The sequence below is a fragment of the Mesorhizobium sp. M0701 genome, from assembly GCF_040320365.1.
In the GTDB taxonomy this organism is placed as follows: domain Bacteria; phylum Pseudomonadota; class Alphaproteobacteria; order Rhizobiales; family Rhizobiaceae; genus Mesorhizobium.
Genome location: NZ_JAMYPO010000042.1, coordinates 44,501 through 59,657, shown reverse-complemented (window position 1 = coordinate 59,657; position 15,157 = coordinate 44,501). Strand labels below are relative to the sequence as shown.

Annotated in this window: 16 protein-coding genes and 2 pseudogenes; 11 read left to right on the top strand and 7 right to left on the bottom strand. The window is 62.5% G+C overall.

What is annotated here, in order from left to right; all coding sequences use genetic code 11:
• Both NKI24_RS28690 and NKI24_RS28685 read right to left on the bottom strand, forming a co-directional pair.
• Positions 1-169, bottom strand: a pseudogene (locus tag NKI24_RS28690) (recombinase family protein); the annotation flags it as partial.
• Positions 156-344, bottom strand: coding sequence for a hypothetical protein (locus NKI24_RS28685; RefSeq protein ID WP_352458677.1), 189 nt, complete (start codon positions 342-344; stop codon positions 156-158). The gene NKI24_RS28685 and the pseudogene NKI24_RS28690, both read right to left, overlap by 14 nt.
• Positions 345-653: 309 nt before the next feature.
• On the opposite strand from NKI24_RS28685, the pseudogene NKI24_RS28680 reads away from it, so the two are divergent.
• Positions 654-860: pseudogene (locus NKI24_RS28680) on the top strand (transposase domain-containing protein); the annotation flags it as partial.
• Positions 861-977: 117 nt separating this feature from the next.
• Here NKI24_RS28680 and NKI24_RS28675 read toward each other — a convergent pair.
• From NKI24_RS28675 to NKI24_RS28665, 3 genes are all read right to left on the bottom strand, one after another.
• A complete protein-coding gene (locus NKI24_RS28675) occupies positions 978-1,811 on the bottom strand; it encodes an SDR family NAD(P)-dependent oxidoreductase (protein WP_352750042.1) in 834 nt (277 codons plus the stop codon).
• 68 nt (positions 1,812-1,879) lie between these two features.
• Entirely contained in the window at positions 1,880-2,602 is a 723-nt protein-coding gene (locus tag NKI24_RS28670; protein ID WP_023676116.1) for an SDR family oxidoreductase, read from the bottom strand.
• A 142-nt stretch (positions 2,603-2,744) separates the two neighbouring features.
• Positions 2,745-3,770 (bottom strand): aldo/keto reductase, encoded by a 1,026-nt coding sequence (locus NKI24_RS28665; protein WP_352750041.1) that lies wholly within the window; start codon positions 3,768-3,770, stop codon positions 2,745-2,747.
• A 328-nt stretch (positions 3,771-4,098) separates the two neighbouring features.
• Here NKI24_RS28665 and NKI24_RS28660 point away from each other — a divergent pair, with 328 nt between their 5' ends.
• Entirely contained in the window at positions 4,099-4,995 is an 897-nt protein-coding gene (locus tag NKI24_RS28660; RefSeq protein WP_352750040.1) for a LysR family transcriptional regulator, read from the top strand.
• Positions 4,996-5,005: 10 nt separating this feature from the next.
• On the opposite strand, the gene NKI24_RS28655 is transcribed toward NKI24_RS28660, so the two are convergent.
• Positions 5,006-5,200 (bottom strand): hypothetical protein, encoded by a 195-nt coding sequence (locus tag NKI24_RS28655; RefSeq protein WP_352750039.1) that lies wholly within the window; start codon positions 5,198-5,200, stop codon positions 5,006-5,008.
• Between the two features lie 106 nt (positions 5,201-5,306).
• Here NKI24_RS28655 and nadE point away from each other — a divergent pair, with 106 nt between their 5' ends.
• The gene (gene nadE / locus NKI24_RS28650) at positions 5,307-6,140 is read left to right on the top strand and encodes an NAD(+) synthase (protein WP_352750038.1); all 834 of its coding nucleotides are present in this window, start codon (positions 5,307-5,309) and stop codon (positions 6,138-6,140) included.
• A gap of 385 nt (positions 6,141-6,525) precedes the next feature.
• Positions 6,526-6,708, top strand: coding sequence for a LexA family transcriptional regulator (locus NKI24_RS28645; RefSeq protein ID WP_352451545.1), 183 nt, complete (start codon positions 6,526-6,528; stop codon positions 6,706-6,708).
• Between the two features lie 6 nt (positions 6,709-6,714).
• Here the strand turns inward: NKI24_RS28645 and NKI24_RS28640 are convergent, their stop codons facing one another.
• Complete coding sequence (locus NKI24_RS28640; protein WP_023676123.1) at positions 6,715-6,987, bottom strand: hypothetical protein; 273 nt, start codon at positions 6,985-6,987, stop codon at positions 6,715-6,717.
• 257 nt (positions 6,988-7,244) lie between these two features.
• On the opposite strand from NKI24_RS28640, the gene NKI24_RS28635 reads away from it, so the two are divergent.
• The 7 genes from NKI24_RS28635 to NKI24_RS28605 are packed head-to-tail and all read left to right on the top strand — an operon-like array spanning position 7,245 to position 15,134.
• The gene (locus NKI24_RS28635) at positions 7,245-8,351 is read left to right on the top strand and encodes an NAD-dependent epimerase/dehydratase family protein (protein ID WP_352750037.1); all 1,107 of its coding nucleotides are present in this window, start codon (positions 7,245-7,247) and stop codon (positions 8,349-8,351) included.
• Entirely contained in the window at positions 8,348-9,427 is a 1,080-nt protein-coding gene (locus NKI24_RS28630) for an NAD-dependent epimerase/dehydratase family protein (protein WP_352750036.1), read from the top strand. Before NKI24_RS28635 ends, NKI24_RS28630 begins: the two co-directional genes overlap by 4 nt.
• Positions 9,424-10,716 (top strand): TIGR04295 family B12-binding domain-containing radical SAM protein, encoded by a 1,293-nt coding sequence (locus tag NKI24_RS28625; protein ID WP_352750035.1) that lies wholly within the window; start codon positions 9,424-9,426, stop codon positions 10,714-10,716. Before NKI24_RS28630 ends, NKI24_RS28625 begins: the two co-directional genes overlap by 4 nt.
• The gene (locus tag NKI24_RS28620; protein WP_352750034.1) at positions 10,701-11,804 is read left to right on the top strand and encodes a glycosyltransferase family 4 protein; all 1,104 of its coding nucleotides are present in this window, start codon (positions 10,701-10,703) and stop codon (positions 11,802-11,804) included. Before NKI24_RS28625 ends, NKI24_RS28620 begins: the two co-directional genes overlap by 16 nt.
• Positions 11,805-11,806: 2 nt before the next feature.
• On the top strand, positions 11,807-12,937 hold the full coding sequence (locus NKI24_RS28615; RefSeq protein WP_352750033.1) for a CgeB family protein: 1,131 nt from the start codon (positions 11,807-11,809) through the stop codon (positions 12,935-12,937).
• Entirely contained in the window at positions 12,934-14,028 is a 1,095-nt protein-coding gene (locus NKI24_RS28610) for a CgeB family protein (RefSeq protein WP_352750032.1), read from the top strand. The genes NKI24_RS28615 and NKI24_RS28610 overlap by 4 nt, the downstream gene beginning before the upstream one ends.
• Positions 14,025-15,134 (top strand): CgeB family protein, encoded by a 1,110-nt coding sequence (locus NKI24_RS28605; RefSeq protein WP_352750031.1) that lies wholly within the window; start codon positions 14,025-14,027, stop codon positions 15,132-15,134. Before NKI24_RS28610 ends, NKI24_RS28605 begins: the two co-directional genes overlap by 4 nt.
• Positions 15,135-15,157 lie beyond the last annotated feature (23 nt).

Below are 15,157 nucleotides of genomic sequence, written 5' to 3'. Positions count from 1 at the left end.
CGATCACCTCTACTTTGCGGAATCCCCAGCGCCGCGCGACGTCGACAAGCTCATATTGCCGACGCTGGCTCTCAAGGTTGAGCTGAACCTGCGCCTGAGTGGACTGACGCACATAGACGACGGCCTTGCGCTTGAGGACGGCAGTCGGAATCAGATTACCGCTCGTCATCGCAGCTCTCCTCCTCCGTTGCCACGCCGGCGGCGGCCATCAATACGTTGGCGAGCCGGGCGATCACTATGGTCCGTTGCGCTGAACTCAGCCCGTTCAGCTTCTCCGAGTCGAGCGGCAAGCTGAGTTGGCGAACGACCACGAGAGATCGTGTCGGGGGTGGCAGGGTTCTCATGTTGCGCCTCCGCGATGGTGAAACCATCCGGAGAGCCTCGCCGGAAACGGCGTTCGATCAAGAGCTTGTGTAGCTCAAGCAGCGCGGCAAGCGATACGCGCGGGGGGCCTAGGTCCATCGCCGCGCAAGCCACGGGATCGATCATCCAAGCCGGAGCGGTAATGACATGCCCGGGCGCGACGACGAGATGAATGATCCGGCCGTTGGCGCGCTCTTCGCTGTTCTCGCAGCGAAGCCGACGTCCGAAATACGGGTGCCAACGGTAATGGACCTCGACCTCCTGCCCAACATGGGCAGAATGACCCCGAGATGGCCCTCAATCGCAAGAATGCACTCTTTGCGGGGCACGACGCTGGAGCCGAGAACTGGGCCACCATCGCATCGCTCATCGAGACCTGCAAACTCAACGCCGTCGATCCGCAGGCCTACGTGATCAAGACGCTCACCGCCATCGTCAACGGTCACAAGCAGAGCCGGATCGATGAGCCGCTGCCTTGGGCTTACAAGGGGAAGTAATGTGGCCCCGAAGACTGCAGTCGGCCCAAAGCGGACTTCGGAAGGTACGCAGATAGAGGATCGGCGAATGCCCCAAAGCCCGCACGCAGGGTGTGGACTCAGGGCGTTCCAGCGTTCTCAGTCTATGGCGAGAGAACTCGACAGTTCTCGGTACGCTTCGATCTGCTGCTGCAAGAGAGCAATCTTCTGCTCCGCCACCTGGATAGCGTCAGAGCCAGCGAGGAAGCGCCGTGGCAGTTCGTCCTGCTCAGCGAGCGTGATTAGAGCGCGTGCCAGCTTAGCGGGGTCACCGCCCTGCTTGCCGTGCTGGGACTTCCAGAAGGCAATCTGTGCCGTGCGTCGCTCGTGATAATCTTCGATCGCGATTTCCGCGTAACTAGTGGACTCCTCCGTCAGAAGCTCCGTGCGGAAAAAGCCTGGGTTGACGATCATCGTCTGGACGCCGAACGGACCGACTTCAGTCTGCAGCGCTTCCATCCAGCCATCGAGGCCAAACTTCGAAGCAGAGTAGGCTGTGCAGAATTCAAAGCCCATCAGACCTGCCGTCGAGGAGATCGAGACGATCTGGCCGGAGCGCTGCTTGCGCATGACCGGAAGGAACGCCCGCGTCACGATCATCGGACCGTCAAGGCTCGTGCTTAGCTGCAACTGCATCTGCTTGGGAGACAGTTCCTCGAAATACCCGGCGTAGAAGCTGGCCGCGTTGTTGACCAGCACGTCGATCCGTCCGAACCGCTCAAGGGTCGCCTGCGCGGCGGCGTCGGCGTCAGCGGCCTTGGTGACATCGAGTTTCACGACAAGAAGGTCGTCGGAAGCACCTAGAGCGTTCGCCACCTTGTCTGGATTACGGCCAGTCGCGACCACCTTGTGGCCGGCTGCCAGGGCCGCCTTGGCAATGTCCAGGCCGAGGCCACGTCCTGCCCCGGTGATGAACCACACTTTGTTACTCATCTCATGTGTCCTTTCATGTTGTCAGCCCTTCACCGATCTTGCGGCGCATGGGGCTGTAAGACAGTTGTTCACATCGCCTGCACGGTCGGGCGGACCAGGATCTCGTTGAGGGACGTCCGCTTCGGCCGGCTGAGAGCAAAGGCTATGATTTCGGCGATGTCCTGAGCCGGAATTGCAACGTTGTCGCGGTAGTCCTGAGCAGACTTTTTGCTTTCCTCGTGTGTGATGTGGTCGGATAATTCTGTCGCCACCGCACCAGGCTCGATGACTATCACGCGGATGTCTGGCTGGAGTTCGACGCGAAGCGCCTCGGACCAGCCGTTGATCCCCCATTTGGTTGCCGAATAGGCAGCGAACCCGGCTGGAGCTACGCGACCTGCCACAGAAGAGATGTTCACCAGATCTCCCTTCTTGGCGCGGAGTTGGTCAAGGAAAACCTCAGTCACAGTCATGGCACCCAGGAGATTGGTTTCGACCATCTGCCGATGCTCGGATCGCTTGTCCGATCCAAACGGCGCTGTGAGCATCACGCCTGCGTTGTTGACTAGAACATCGGCGCCGCCGAACTCCTGGACGCGCGCGGCGGCTCCAGCGATGGAGTCCCGGTCGGTCACGTCAGCCTGGATCGCGATAGCGCCTTCGCCGAGTTCGTCTGCGAGTGCCGCGACACGCTCAAGGCGCCGCCCTAGAAGGGCTACGCGATATCCTTCTGAAAGAAGCTCACGTGCCAGCGCCTCACCGATTCCGGAGGATGCACCAGTGATTACAGCGACCCGATTGTTGTTATTCATGGTAGTCTCCTTCGTTGTGCTCTCTGGCTGGCCTTACCGATCCGGAAAGACCGGAGCGAGGACCACAGAGGTGGCAGCGCCTCGGACAAGAAGCGCCGCAGGTACCCGGCTAGACTTCAGCCCGTCGGTTCTTGTGGGTTGGTCACCTGACCGGTGACATGCCGGTTCCGCCCTTGGAACTCGTTCCAAGTTTTGCGCCGGTATCGATCATCGCGAGCATTGGTGGGCTCAGACGCGCGCCCTGGACCGTGATCCGGGCAAAGCCGTCATCGATCTCCTTGACATCGGCCGCACTCAACTGGACCTGCAGCGCGTCCATGTTCTGGTCCATCTGGTCCTCCGTTATCGGGCCGGGAATGGGCACGATCCACGGCTTGCGGGCGAGCAACCAGGCAAGGGCGACCTGGCCGGGCGCAGCCTGATGACGTGCGCCTACGCGCTGTAGCAGTTCGACCACCGGCCAGTTGGCGCGGCGGGCTTCAGGCGTGAAGCGCGGCAGGTTGGCCCGTAGGTCGGCAGGGCCATGCACGAACATGGGGGTGACTGTACCGGTCAGGTATCCCATGCCGAGCGGGCTCCATGGCACGAACCCGATGCCAAGCTCCTCGCAGGTCGCCAGAACCTCCACCTCCGGATCGCGGGTCCAGACAGAGTATTCATTCTGCACCGCCGTGACTGGCTGCACTTTGTGGGCGCGGCGGATGGTCGCTTCGCCTGCAGCGGACAAGCCGAAGTGGCGGACCTTGCCTTCACGGATCAATTCCTGCACCGCTCCGGCCACTTCTTCGACGGGCACGGTCGGATCGACACGGTGTTGGTATTGAAGATCAATGTAGTCCGTCTTCAAGCGGCGAAGCTGTTGCTCGGTCACCCGCTTGATATTGTCAGGGCGGCTGTTGAGGCCTGTGACCTGGCCTTCGGGCGTGATGTCGAAGCCGAACTTGGTCGCGATGATCACCTGGTAGCGGATCGGCGAAAGCGCCTCGCCAACAATATCCTCGCCCAGGAAGGGTCCATAGACTTCAGCGACGTCGAAAAAGGTCACGCCCCGGTCATGCGCCGCCCGGATGATCCGCACGGCCTCCTGCCTGTTCGTCGGCGGGCTGTACATCCCGGCAAAGTTTTGGCAGCCCATCCCCATGGCAGAGACTTCCAGCGAGCCGAGCATGCGACGCTGAAGGTTCGATGACCTTGCACCTGTGGCTGCGGCACCCGATGTTGCCGTTTGAGCTCTCGACTCGGAAAGAGGCAGCAGTGACGCTGCGGCGATGCCTAGCCCAGCGGCGAACAATTTACGGCGGCTTGGCATCTCGGGAGCGCCTGTTTCGAAATCGTCTGCATAGTTCTTCATGGTGCTGCACCTCCACTGGGTTTGATCAACCTCCGAAACACATCAGCGTTTGCGGCTGTGTCTTCGTAAGTGAGCGCAGAATACGATGGCCGTTCCTTTCAAAAAATGGCATTCGGGTTGATGCGACATTAACCAGAGGTTCATAATGGACAAGGATCAGCTTGATGGGCTTGTGGCGTTTGCGCTTGTCGCCGAGAAGCGGAACTTCACGGCGGCGGCAGAAGCACTCAGGGTTTCGCCGCCTGCGATAAGCAAGATGATCAGACACCTCGAAACTCGCCTGGGCGTCACCCTGCTTACAAGAACGACACGAGCTACGAGCTTGACCGAAGCCGGGGAGAAATTCCTGCAACAGGCGGGACCGGCGCTGGATGCGATCCTTTCCGCTATGAAGGACGCGGGAAGCGCTGCGGACAAGCCTGCCGGTCGTCTGCGCTTGAATGTCCCGCAGACCGTCTATCCGAACTTCCTTAGGCCGCTGATCGCGACCTTTATCGAAAAGTACCCGGATGTGACGGTTGAGATCTTCTTCGAGAACGCGGCCACCAACATATTCGAGCGCGGGTTTGATGCAGGAATACGGGTGTCAGACATCCTTGCCAAAGATGTCGTGGCGCTCAAACTCTTCGGTCCCATCCGATGGGTTGTGGCTGCTGCACCGGCCTACCTTGACAAGCATGGGCACCCTGAACATCCAAAAGACCTGTTGGCCCATCCTTGCATCTGCGCGGGAGCTGGCAATCGTGTGTACGATCGGTGGGAGTTCGAGAGCGACGGCAAGGAATTTGAGGTTCAGGTAAAGGGGCCGCTGATCCTCAATGATGTTCTGCTGGCGATCGATGCGGCCGTCGACGGCTTAGGGGTCGTTTACAGCCCTGAAGAAGCGATCAGCGACAAGGTGACGAGCGGCAAGCTCGAAGTCGTTCTGGACCACTTCACCGGGACAAGCTCGGGTGTGTACCTCTACTACCCGCAGCGGTCTCAAGTTCACCCCAAACTGCGGGCCTTCATCGAACATCTCAAAGGCCTGGAGAAGAGGTAGCGCGAGCTTCCTATTGGACGCAGCTTTCGCTTCCCACAGAACCGCTGTCAACGCGAAGAATATTGACCGCCTTCGTCACCTTGGTGCTGCGGATCGCAATCCAACAACGTCCGAACGCGACATGCAGCGCTTCTTCGGCGTCACCGCGCCTTTCGTCCATAAGATGGTGCTCGCCCTTGAGCGCGCTGGATTGATCCGCAGGCAACCCAGCCTCGCGCACAGCATTGAACTGCTCGTCAAACCCGATATCTTACCCAGGCTACAACCCATCGAACCCGTCATTGCTGTGATATCAGGAGCACCCACTGCCAATGACCGAACAGGAAATGATCATCAACGCGTTGGGTGTCGCTCCCAGTGTTGACGTCGCGCTGGAGGCACGCCGGCGTATCGACTTTCTCGGCACGTATCTGCGTGCATCGGGGCTCAGCACCTATGTGCTGGGGATCAGCGGCGGGGTGGATTCCCTTACCGCGGCCCTTCTGGCTCAACGGGCCGTTGAGGAACTGCGAGCGGCTGGATACGACGCCAAATTCCTGGCCGTTCGGCTCCCGTATGGCAACCAGGCCGACGAGAGCGACGCCCAGCGGGCTTTGGACACCATAGGGGCGGACGAAGTGCATCGGGTCGACATCAAGCCGGCTGCCGACGCAATGCTAGATTCGATCAAGCGGGCTGGTGTCGAGTTCGGCGACGCAGGCCGCGAGGATTTCTTGCTTGGCAACATCAAGGCGCGTCAGCGCATGATTGCCCAGTTCGCGCTCGCCGGTGCCAGCCGAGGACTGGTCATCGGCACCGACCATGCGGCCGAGGCACTGATGGGCTTCTTCACCAAGTTCGGTGACGGCGCCGCCGATATCCTTCCTCTTTCGGGGCTAAACAAACGCAGGGTGCGAGCCTTGGCCGCGCATCTGGGCGCTCCGCCCGAACTCGTCGACAAGATCCCGACCGCCGACCTGGAGAACCTTGTCCCGCTTCGTCCTGACGAAGATGCCCATGGCGTCACGTATGAACAGATCGACGATTTCCTCGAAGGCAAGGAAATCGACGAGGCCGCGCGGACGCGGATTCTTCATGTGCATTCCAGCACGGCACATAAGCGCGCGCTTCCGGTGACAGCGATTGCGCTAACACTCTCGCCATGACGGCATTGGCAATAGTTCCATGATACCGTTTCGTGGTCAGCACCTCGTGGAGATTGCTTCCTCCATGTTGGCAACCGCATCGATGAGCACTTTGACGGCATGAACAGCCGGACCCTCGATAACATTCCGCACTCTGGTTTGCTGCCTTCGAGCGCCTGAGCAGGTTGGCCGATCCGACGTAGGCGGCGACGCCATCTGCAAGCACGATCTTCACGTGAAAGGGTTCTTGCGTGAGGCCGCCGCAGCCATAGTCGATGATGCGCGTCGTCGCCTTTTCCAGGCGAAGTCTAGCGTCGGCGCACCCCGAGAGTTGAGAGGCATCCCTTATGACGAGGACGCGCTCGATCGCTTCCGTCGTCTCGAATAGTTCTGCGGCCAACGCGACATGCAGCGCTTCTTCAGCGTCACCGCGCCTTCCGTCCATCAGATGGTGCTCACCCTCGAGCGGGCCGGATTGATCCGCAGGCAACCGGGCCTCGCGCGCAGCATTGAACTGCTCGTCAAACCCGATATCCTACCCAGGCTACAACCCATCGAACCCGTCGAATCCTCTGTGCAGGGGTACTAGACGATGTTAGCCTTTCCGGCTGCGCTCGACGAACTTGTTGAAGCGGCTAGTCTTTCCGCCGCTGGTCTCATCCTGGTAGAGGAACGCCAGTTCGTTCTCATCGAAGATCCTGAAGAACTCGTCCCATTCAACGGGCTCGAACGTCTCTTCAGGCTCGCCGAAGTCGATGCGCAGTATGCCGCCCTCGCCCTTGGTGCGCACAACCGCCGGCCGCCCGTCGCGATCCTCGGCCCAACGGCGGATTTCGTCGTGATCGGTGGTCGTCTTCGATTCAGACATCGCAATCTCCCTTCGATTCCACCGCAGACCGCGAGACCCCCGCGTTGCCGGTCTGCCTCCACACAACCAGCAGATGCATCGCTGCCCGGCATGTGCGCGCGGTTAGTCGAACATGGCTCCTAACACCAAGCAGCCTTCGATGTTCCCACGCCTGGTTGAACCTACCCCGGCGAGCCTCCTGAACTTTGTTGAAGCAAGGGAACAAACCTTTCGCCCGGAAGTTTGGGGCGGCAAAGCCATTCGTATGAGGAGTTGTCGTGAAACGTATACTGGTCACGGGAGGCTGCGGTTTCATCGGCCGCCACGTCGCCCAGGAACTCGTTGAACATGGCTATGGGGTTTCAATTCTCGATGCGCTGCTGGACCAGGTGCATGGCGGCGAGGCAATCAGCCTGCCGCCAGGCGCCAAGCTGATCAAAGGCGACGTTCGCGATCGCGACGCCGTCGCAGAGGCGGTCGACGATGTCGACGCGATCATTCACCTGGCGGCTGAAGTGGGCGTCGGCCAGTCCATGTACGAGATCGCCCGCTATGTCGGCGCCAACGACCTCGGCACCGCCACGTTGCTGGAAGTGCTGATCAAACGCCCGATCGAACGGATCGTCGTTGCGTCGTCGATGAGCGTCTATGGCGAGGGTCTCTATGCCACGCCGGACGGCCGGCGCATCGACAATGCAAGACGGCAGCCGGACGACATCCGCAGCGGCCAATGGAATCCCCTGTCGCCGGAAGGTGAAGTCCTGTCGCCGCTGCCGACCGACGAGCAGAAACCGGTCGACCTCGCCTCGATCTACGCATTGACAAAATACGCCCAGGAACGCGCCGTGCTGATCTTCGGCGAAGCCTATGGCGTCGATGCGGTGGCGCTGCGCCTGTTCAATGTCTTCGGCGCCGGACAGGCACTCTCCAACCCGTATACCGGCGTGTTGGCGAACTTCGCCTCGCGCATCGCCAATGGCCAGCGGCCGCTGATTTTCGAAGACGGCGAACAGCAGCGCGACTTCGTTCATGTACGCGATGTCGCCCTCGCCTTCCGGCTGGCGCTGGAACAGCCTCAGGCGCGCGGCCACGTGATCAACATCGGCAGCGGGCGGGCCTACCCGGTCAGCGAGGTCGCCCGGCTGCTCGCCGAAGCCATGGGCGTGCCTGGGCGCCAGCCGGAAATCCTCGGCAAGGCACGCTCCGGCGATATCCGCAACTGCTTTGCCGACATCTCGAAGGCGCGCGAACTGCTCGGCTTCCAGCCGCAGTACCGGCTGGAGCATTCGCTCGGCGATTTCGTCGCCTGGGTGCGCAACACGGTCGCCATCGATCGCAGTGCAGAGATGAAGCGGGAACTCGAAGCGCGAGGGCTGGTATCATGAGACCGGATTCACGCAATTTTCGCGAAGCGCCCGTCGCCATTATCGGCGGCAGCGGCTTCATCGGCTCGAACCTCGCCGACAGCCTGTTGTCGGACGGCGAGCCGGTGCTGGTCATCGACAATCTGAGCCGTCCCGGCGTCGAGCAGAACCTGGAATGGCTGACGCAAAAGCACGGCAACCGCCTCGCTGTCGAGATCGCCGATGTCCGTGACGCCGAGGCGCTCACGCCGTTGGTGGCAGGCTCGAGGGCAGTTTTCCACTTTGCCGCGCAGACCGCCGTCACCACGAGCCTAGTTCGGCCGGACGAGGATTTCGACATCAACCTGCGCGGGACGTTCAACGTCCTGGAAGCCGCTCGCCGCAGCGGCAAGCGCATCCCCGTCGTTTTCGCCAGCACCAACAAGGTCTATGGCCGCCTCGCCGACCTCGCCATGCGCGAAGAAGACGGCAGATACGCGCCTCGCGACGCGGGCGTCCGAGCGCACGGCGTCGACGAGACGCGCGGCCTCGATTTCTGCACGCCCTATGGCTGCTCCAAGGGCGCAGCGGACCAGTATGTCCTCGATTACGCCAAGTCATACGATCTGCCGACGGCGGTGCTGCGCATGAGCTGCATCTATGGACCGCGCCAGTTCGGGACGGAGGATCAGGGCTGGGTCGCCCATTTCCTGCTTAACGCGTTCTCCGACCGGCCGATCACCATCTACGGTGATGGCAAGCAGGTGCGCGACATCCTCCACGTTGCCGACGCGGTCGCGGCTTACCGCGCCGTGCTCGACCGCATCGAGGCGGTCAAGGGCCAGCCATTCAATCTCGGCGGCGGACCGGACAACGCCGTCAGCCTGCGCATGCTGCTGAAGGAGATTCGCGACATAACGAAACGGGACGTTCCGATACGTTACGACCGCGAACGCACCGGCGACCAACCGTTCTTCGTCGCCGACACACGCGCGATCGAGGCGGCACTGGGATGGAAAGCGCACGTCCCGTGGCAAAACGGCATCCGCGACCTCGCCGACTGGCTGCAGCGTCATCGCCTCGACCCGCATCCCGAACCGGCGAGGTACGTGGCATGAGGGTCGCTCTGGTCAATCCGTCCTGGACGTACCAGGACAGCATCTATTTCGGCTGCCGCCAGCCGCATCTGCCGCTCGAACTCGGCTATTCGAAAGCGCTGCTCGAAGCAGCCGGCCACAAGGTGCTGATGCTGGACGGGCAGATCCAGAAGCTCGACAACGCCGCGCTCGCCGATCGCGTCGCCGCCTTCGAGCCTGACATGACCGTCGTCAGCACCGCGCCGACCTACCTGTTCTGGCGCTGTGCACCGCCCGAGTTGCGCGTGCCGGCCGATTTCCTCAACCGGCTTGCCGGACGCGGCGGCCGCACCGTCGCCGTCGGTCCGCATGGCTCTGCGACGCCGGCGCCGACATTACGCAAGCTTGGCGTCGACGTCGTCGTGCGCGGCGAATGCGAGGAAGTGGTCGCGGAACTTGCCCGGCGCGACGACTGGACTGCGGTGCCGTCCACCGCCCGTTTCGAGAACGGAAAACTGGTCTCGAACGGCGGCGTCCATGCGAGTTCGTTCATCGATCACCCGCCGCTCGAATGGCCATCGGACTGGATTGCCGCCCATTCGCACCACCATCATCGCTTCGACGATGATCAGGTCGGTTTCGGAGCGGAGGTCGAAGCGTCACGCGGTTGCCCGTATAATTGCAGCTTCTGCGCCAAGATCGATTTCCGCGATCCTTACCGCCGCAGGAACCACGAGGCGGTGATCGCCGAGATCGACCGGCTGATCGCACAGGGTGTCGGTTACATCTACTTCATCGACGAGATATTCCTGCCACAAAAGGCATTGCTGGAAGCGCTGGTCGATCGCGATGTGAAGTTCGGCGTGCAGACCCGTATCGACCTCTGGAAACCGGAACTGCTGAGACTGCTCGGCGCCGCCGGCTGCGTCTCCATAGAGGCGGGGCTCGAAAGCCTGACGGTGGAAGGCCGCGCCATGCTGGCAAAACGCTGCCGTTTGGGCACCGAGGAGCTGGCCGCGCTGCTGGTCGACGCAAGGCGCCACGTGCCGTTCGTGCAGGCCAATCTGATCGGCGTGGTCGAGGACGATCCCGCGCTCGTCGATTATTGGCGGAAGCACCTGATCGACAACGGCGTTTGGGCCAACGAACCGGTGCCGCTCTATCCTTATCCGAGTTCGCCGAGCTACCGCGAACTTTGGGGCGAGCCGGACGATCTCGCCTGGGAGCGCGCGCATGAACATTATCTCGCATCCTTCCGAACGTTCAGCGACATCCAGGAGAAGCGGCCGCGTCCGCTGGCCGAATTGGAGGCCACATGTTGCGGACACTGAGCCCGCGGCCGCGGCGTATCCTGATGACTGTCGATGCCGTTGGGGGCGTCTGGCGTTATGCGCTCGATCTGGCCAGGCAACTGGTCGCCGGCGGCGACAGCGTCGTGCTTGCCGGGCTTGGTCCGGAACCGTCCAGGCAGCAGGCGGAGGAGGCCCAGTCATTCGCAACGCTGACATGGCTCAACACGCCGCCCGACTGGATGACCCGCAACGAGCACGACCTCGACACATTGCAGCAGGAGCTGCACCCGCTCATACGTGACTACGCCGTCGAAATCGTCCATCTCAACGCGCCGACGCAGGCCGCGGGGCTCGATGTGCCCTGCCCGGTGGTAGCGGTCTCGCATTCCTGCGTGGTGACATGGTTCCACGCCGTCAAGGGACAGGCGGCGGACGGCGAATGGGCCTGGCAGAAGGACCGCAACCGGCGCGGTTTCGACAAAGCAGGCATGGTCGTTGCGCCCAGCCGCAGCCATGCCGACATGCTCGAAACCTGCTACGGGCCGATCGCGCGCCTGAGCGTCGTCGGCAACGGCGCACGGCCCGGCGCGAAGAGCGAAAGACGGGAATCGGTCGTTTTCGCCGCCGCGCGCTGGTGGGACGAAGGAAAGAATGCGGCGGTGCTGGACCAGGCCGCCTCCCTGACGCAATGGCCGGTTTTCGTCGCCGGTTCGCTGCAAGGGCCGGACGGCCAGCATGTTGGCTTCAGTCATGCGGTTCCCGTCGGGCCGGTGCCGCATGAGGAAGTGCGCTTGCTGATGGCCCGGGCCGGCATTTTCGTATCGCCGTCGCTCTACGAACCGTTCGGTCTGGCCACGCTGGAAGCCGCGATGTCGAAGACGCCTTTGGTGCTCGCCGATATCTCGACCTATCGCGAATTGTGGGACGGCGCGGCCTTATTCTACGACGCGCGCGATCCGGACGATCTCGCCAGATGCATCAACAACCTTTGTAGCGACGCGCAGCGCCGGCGAGAACTCGGTGAGGCAGCCGCCCGCCGAAGCCGCAGATTTTCATTGGCAAGACAGGCGACTGCCATGCGCGGCGTCTACGACAAGGCGGCCCTGGCCACCATGGCGGATAGTTGATCATGCGGTTTTTGTTCTACACCCATTCGATCGTTTCCGACTGGAACCACGGCAACGCACATTTCCTGCGCGGCATCATGCGTGAGCTGGTCGCGCGCGGGCACCAGACGATCGCGCTGGAACCCGCCGACGGTTGGAGCCGGTCGAACCTGGTAGCCGAGAAAGGGTCCTTCGCGATCGAGCGATTCCGGAAGGATTTCCCCGAGTTGATGCCGGTGACCTACGATGCCGCTTTCGACCATGAAGCCTGGATATCCTATGCCGATGTGGTGATCGTGCATGAGTGGACCGAGCCGGACCTTGTTGCGCGGCTGGGCAAGGCGAAAGCAACTGGCGGCCGTTTCACGCTGCTGTTCCACGACACGCACCATCGCGTCATCTCGGCCACGCAAGCGATTTCTGCCTTGCAGCTTGAACATTACGACGGCGTGCTCGCCTTCGGCGAGGCGCTGCGGGAAAGCTATCTTCGCGCCGGATGGGGCAAGCGGGTCTTTACCTGGCACGAGGCAGCCGATGACCATCTGTTCCAGCCCCATCCTGAAATCGAGCGCAGCGCCGACCTGATCTGGATCGGCAATTGGGGCGACGACGAGCGCAGCGCCGAAATCAGAGAATTCCTGGTCGAGCCGGTGCGTGAGCTCGGATTGAGCGGCACTGTCCACGGCGTTCGCTATCCACGGCAAGCGCTCGCCGACCTTGCGGCCGCTGGCCTGCACTACGAAGGTTGGATCGCCAACGCCGACGTGCCGAAGGCGTTTGCAGCAAACCGCATCACAGTGCACATCCCCAGGCGTCCATACCGCGAAAGCCTGCCCGGCATCCCGACCATCCGCATGTTCGAGGCGCTCGCCTGCGGCATCCCGCTCGTTTCGGCGCCGTGGTCCGATGTCGAACGCCTGTTCAGGCCCGGCGTAGATTTTCTGTTTGCAAACAACGGTTCCGAGATGCGGCGTCATCTTCGCGCCGTGCTGCACGACGCGGATCTCGCCGCTTCTCTGGCGACATCGGGCCTCGAGACCATCCGCTTGCGGCACACATGCCGGCACCGGGCGGATCAATTGTTCGGCGTGCTCGCCGAATGCGGGCGCCGCCAAGCCGCCGACACGATCCTTGCAACGGAGGCCGCCGAATGAAGATTGCATTTTACGGGTCAAGCCTGCTGTCGTCCTACTGGAACGGCGCGGCCACCTATTACCGCGGGCTGCTCAAGGCTCTGGCCAGGCTCGGCTATGACATCACCTTCTATGAGCCCGATGTCTACGATCGCCAGAAGAACCGCGACATCGAGGCGCCGGACTGGTGTGCCGTCGTCGTCTATGAGGCGACCCCACAGGCGCTGATGCAGGTGGCGGCGCGGGCGGCGGAGGCAGATATCGTCGTCAAGGCGAGCGGCGTCGGTTTCGCCGACGACGCGCTGTTGCGGGCGGTGCTCGATCACGCCCGTGCCGGTGCGCTCACCGTATTCTGGGATGTCGATGCGCCGGCGACGCTTGGCCAGTTGCGCGACGAGCCCGACCATCCGCTGCATCGCGCGCTGCAGGAAATCGACTTGGTGCTGACCTATGGCGGCGGCGACCCGGTGGTCTGGGCCTATCGGGCAATGGGGGCGGCCGAATGCGTGCCGATCTACAACGCGCTCGATCCGGAAACGCATCATCCGGTCGGCAAGGACATTCGCTTTGCCTGCGATCTCGCCTTTCTCGGCAACCGGCTGCCGGACCGCGAGGCGCGCGTCGAGGCCTTCTTCCTCGACCCGGCCGGCCGCTCCGCCGATCAGCGCTTCCTGCTCGGCGGATCGGGCTGGGGCGACAAGCAGATGCCCGCCAATGTCCGATGGCTCGGCCATGTCGGCACGCGCGACCACAATGCATTGAACGTCACGGCCAAGGCGGTGCTAAACATCAGCCGCGACAGCATGGCGGCCAATGGCTTTTCACCTGCGACGCGCGTTTTTGAGGCGGCGGGCGCCGGCGCATGCCTCATCACCGACGCCTGGCTCGGCGTCGACCTGTTCCTGAAGCCCGGCGAGGAAATCCTAGTCGCGCGCGATGGCGAGGACGTCGCCGAGATCATGCAAAGCCTTAGTGCCGAACGGGCCAAGGCGATCGGGACATCGGCGCTTCGGCGCGCACTTGGCGAACATACCTATACGACACGTGCCGTTTTAGCCGACGCCATCTTCCGGCGCCATTTCGAGCGTCCGACCGTGGAGGCGGCCGAATGACAAAGCCGCTCGACATCGTCTTTCTTGGCCTGTCGCTCTCCTCATCCTGGGGAAACGGCCACGCCACCACCTTTCGGGGGCTGCTTAAAGGTCTCCACGAACTCGGCCACCGCGTCACTTTTCTCGAACGCGACGTGCCGTGGTACGCAAGTCACCGGGATCTGCGCGATCCCGATTTCTGCGCCTTGCGCTACTATGAAACGATCGATGATCTTCGCCGCAATTTTGCGCGCTGCCTGCGCGATGCCGATATCGTGGTCGTCGGCTCGTTCGTTCCGGAAGGCCCTGAGATCATCGACGTCGTGGCATCGCTGTGCACGGGACAGTTCTGCTTCTACGACATCGACACGCCGGTCACGCTGGCAAAGCTTTCGGCCGATGATTGCGAGTACATTGCCAGGCGGCAGGTCCCGTATTTCGACGTCTACTTCTCCTTCACCGGCGGGCCGACGCTTGCCCGTCTGACGGCGGAATTCGGCGCGAGGCGGGCCGAGCCGCTCTACTGCTCCGTCGACCCGGAACGGCATCACGGAACCGGTGATCCAATCCGCTGGGATCTCGGCTATCTCGGCACCTACAGCCCCGACCGCCAGGCGACGCTGGAGGCCCTGCTGTTCGAACCGGCGCGTCGCATGCCGGAGCGCCGCTTCGTCGTGGCAGGCTCGCAATATCCGCGCGAAATCGCCTGGCCGGACAATGTGGATCGCATCGAACACCTGCCGCCGGCAGATCACGCCGCCTTTTACAGCCGCCAACGCTACACGTTGAACGTCACGCGCAGTTCCATGATCGCGGCCGGATGGTCGCCCAGCGTGCGCCTCTTCGAGGCAGCCGCCTGCGGCACGGCGATCATCAGCGATAGCTGGGCGGGACTGGACAGCCTGTTTCCGGGGCAAACGATCCACATGGCGCGCAGGACCGAGGACGTGATCGGCATCCTGTCTGGGGAATCCGACAGCGCCCGGCTTGCCATGGCCAGGCAAGCGCGCGCGCTCATCCTGGCAGCCCACACAAGCACCGCGAGAGCCCGCGAATTCGTTTCGCTGCTGGCGCAGGCCAAATCGCCACGTTCTGCTCTCGATCTGGATGTCGAGAGTGCAGCATGACCCGCAGACGGGAGAAAATAGAG

Bases quoted from the DNA above. Each gene is read 5' to 3' on its own strand.
- NKI24_RS28605 (WP_352750031.1), top strand. From the start codon at position 14,025: ATGACAAAGCCGCTCGACATCGTCTTTCTTGGCCTGTCGCTCTCCTCA.
- NKI24_RS28685 (WP_352458677.1), bottom strand. From the start codon at position 344: ATGAGAACCCTGCCACCCCCGACACGATCTCTCGTGGTCGTTCGCCAA.
- NKI24_RS28645 (WP_352451545.1), top strand. From the start codon at position 6,526: ATGCAGCGCTTCTTCAGCGTCACCGCGCCTTCCGTCCATCAGATGGTG.
- NKI24_RS28675 (WP_352750042.1), bottom strand. From the start codon at position 1,811: ATGAGTAACAAAGTGTGGTTCATCACCGGGGCAGGACGTGGCCTCGGC.
- NKI24_RS28640 (WP_023676123.1), bottom strand. From the start codon at position 6,987: ATGTCTGAATCGAAGACGACCACCGATCACGACGAAATCCGCCGTTGG.
- NKI24_RS28670 (WP_023676116.1), bottom strand. From the start codon at position 2,602: ATGAATAACAACAATCGGGTCGCTGTAATCACTGGTGCATCCTCCGGA.
- NKI24_RS28620 (WP_352750034.1), top strand. From the start codon at position 10,701: ATGTTGCGGACACTGAGCCCGCGGCCGCGGCGTATCCTGATGACTGTC.
- NKI24_RS28610 (WP_352750032.1), top strand. From the start codon at position 12,934: ATGAAGATTGCATTTTACGGGTCAAGCCTGCTGTCGTCCTACTGGAAC.
- NKI24_RS28660 (WP_352750040.1), top strand. From the start codon at position 4,099: ATGGACAAGGATCAGCTTGATGGGCTTGTGGCGTTTGCGCTTGTCGCC.
- nadE (WP_352750038.1), top strand. From the start codon at position 5,307: ATGACCGAACAGGAAATGATCATCAACGCGTTGGGTGTCGCTCCCAGT.
- NKI24_RS28615 (WP_352750033.1), top strand. From the start codon at position 11,807: ATGCGGTTTTTGTTCTACACCCATTCGATCGTTTCCGACTGGAACCAC.
- NKI24_RS28665 (WP_352750041.1), bottom strand. From the start codon at position 3,770: ATGCTCGGCTCGCTGGAAGTCTCTGCCATGGGGATGGGCTGCCAAAAC.
- NKI24_RS28630 (WP_352750036.1), top strand. From the start codon at position 8,348: ATGAGACCGGATTCACGCAATTTTCGCGAAGCGCCCGTCGCCATTATC.
- NKI24_RS28625 (WP_352750035.1), top strand. From the start codon at position 9,424: ATGAGGGTCGCTCTGGTCAATCCGTCCTGGACGTACCAGGACAGCATC.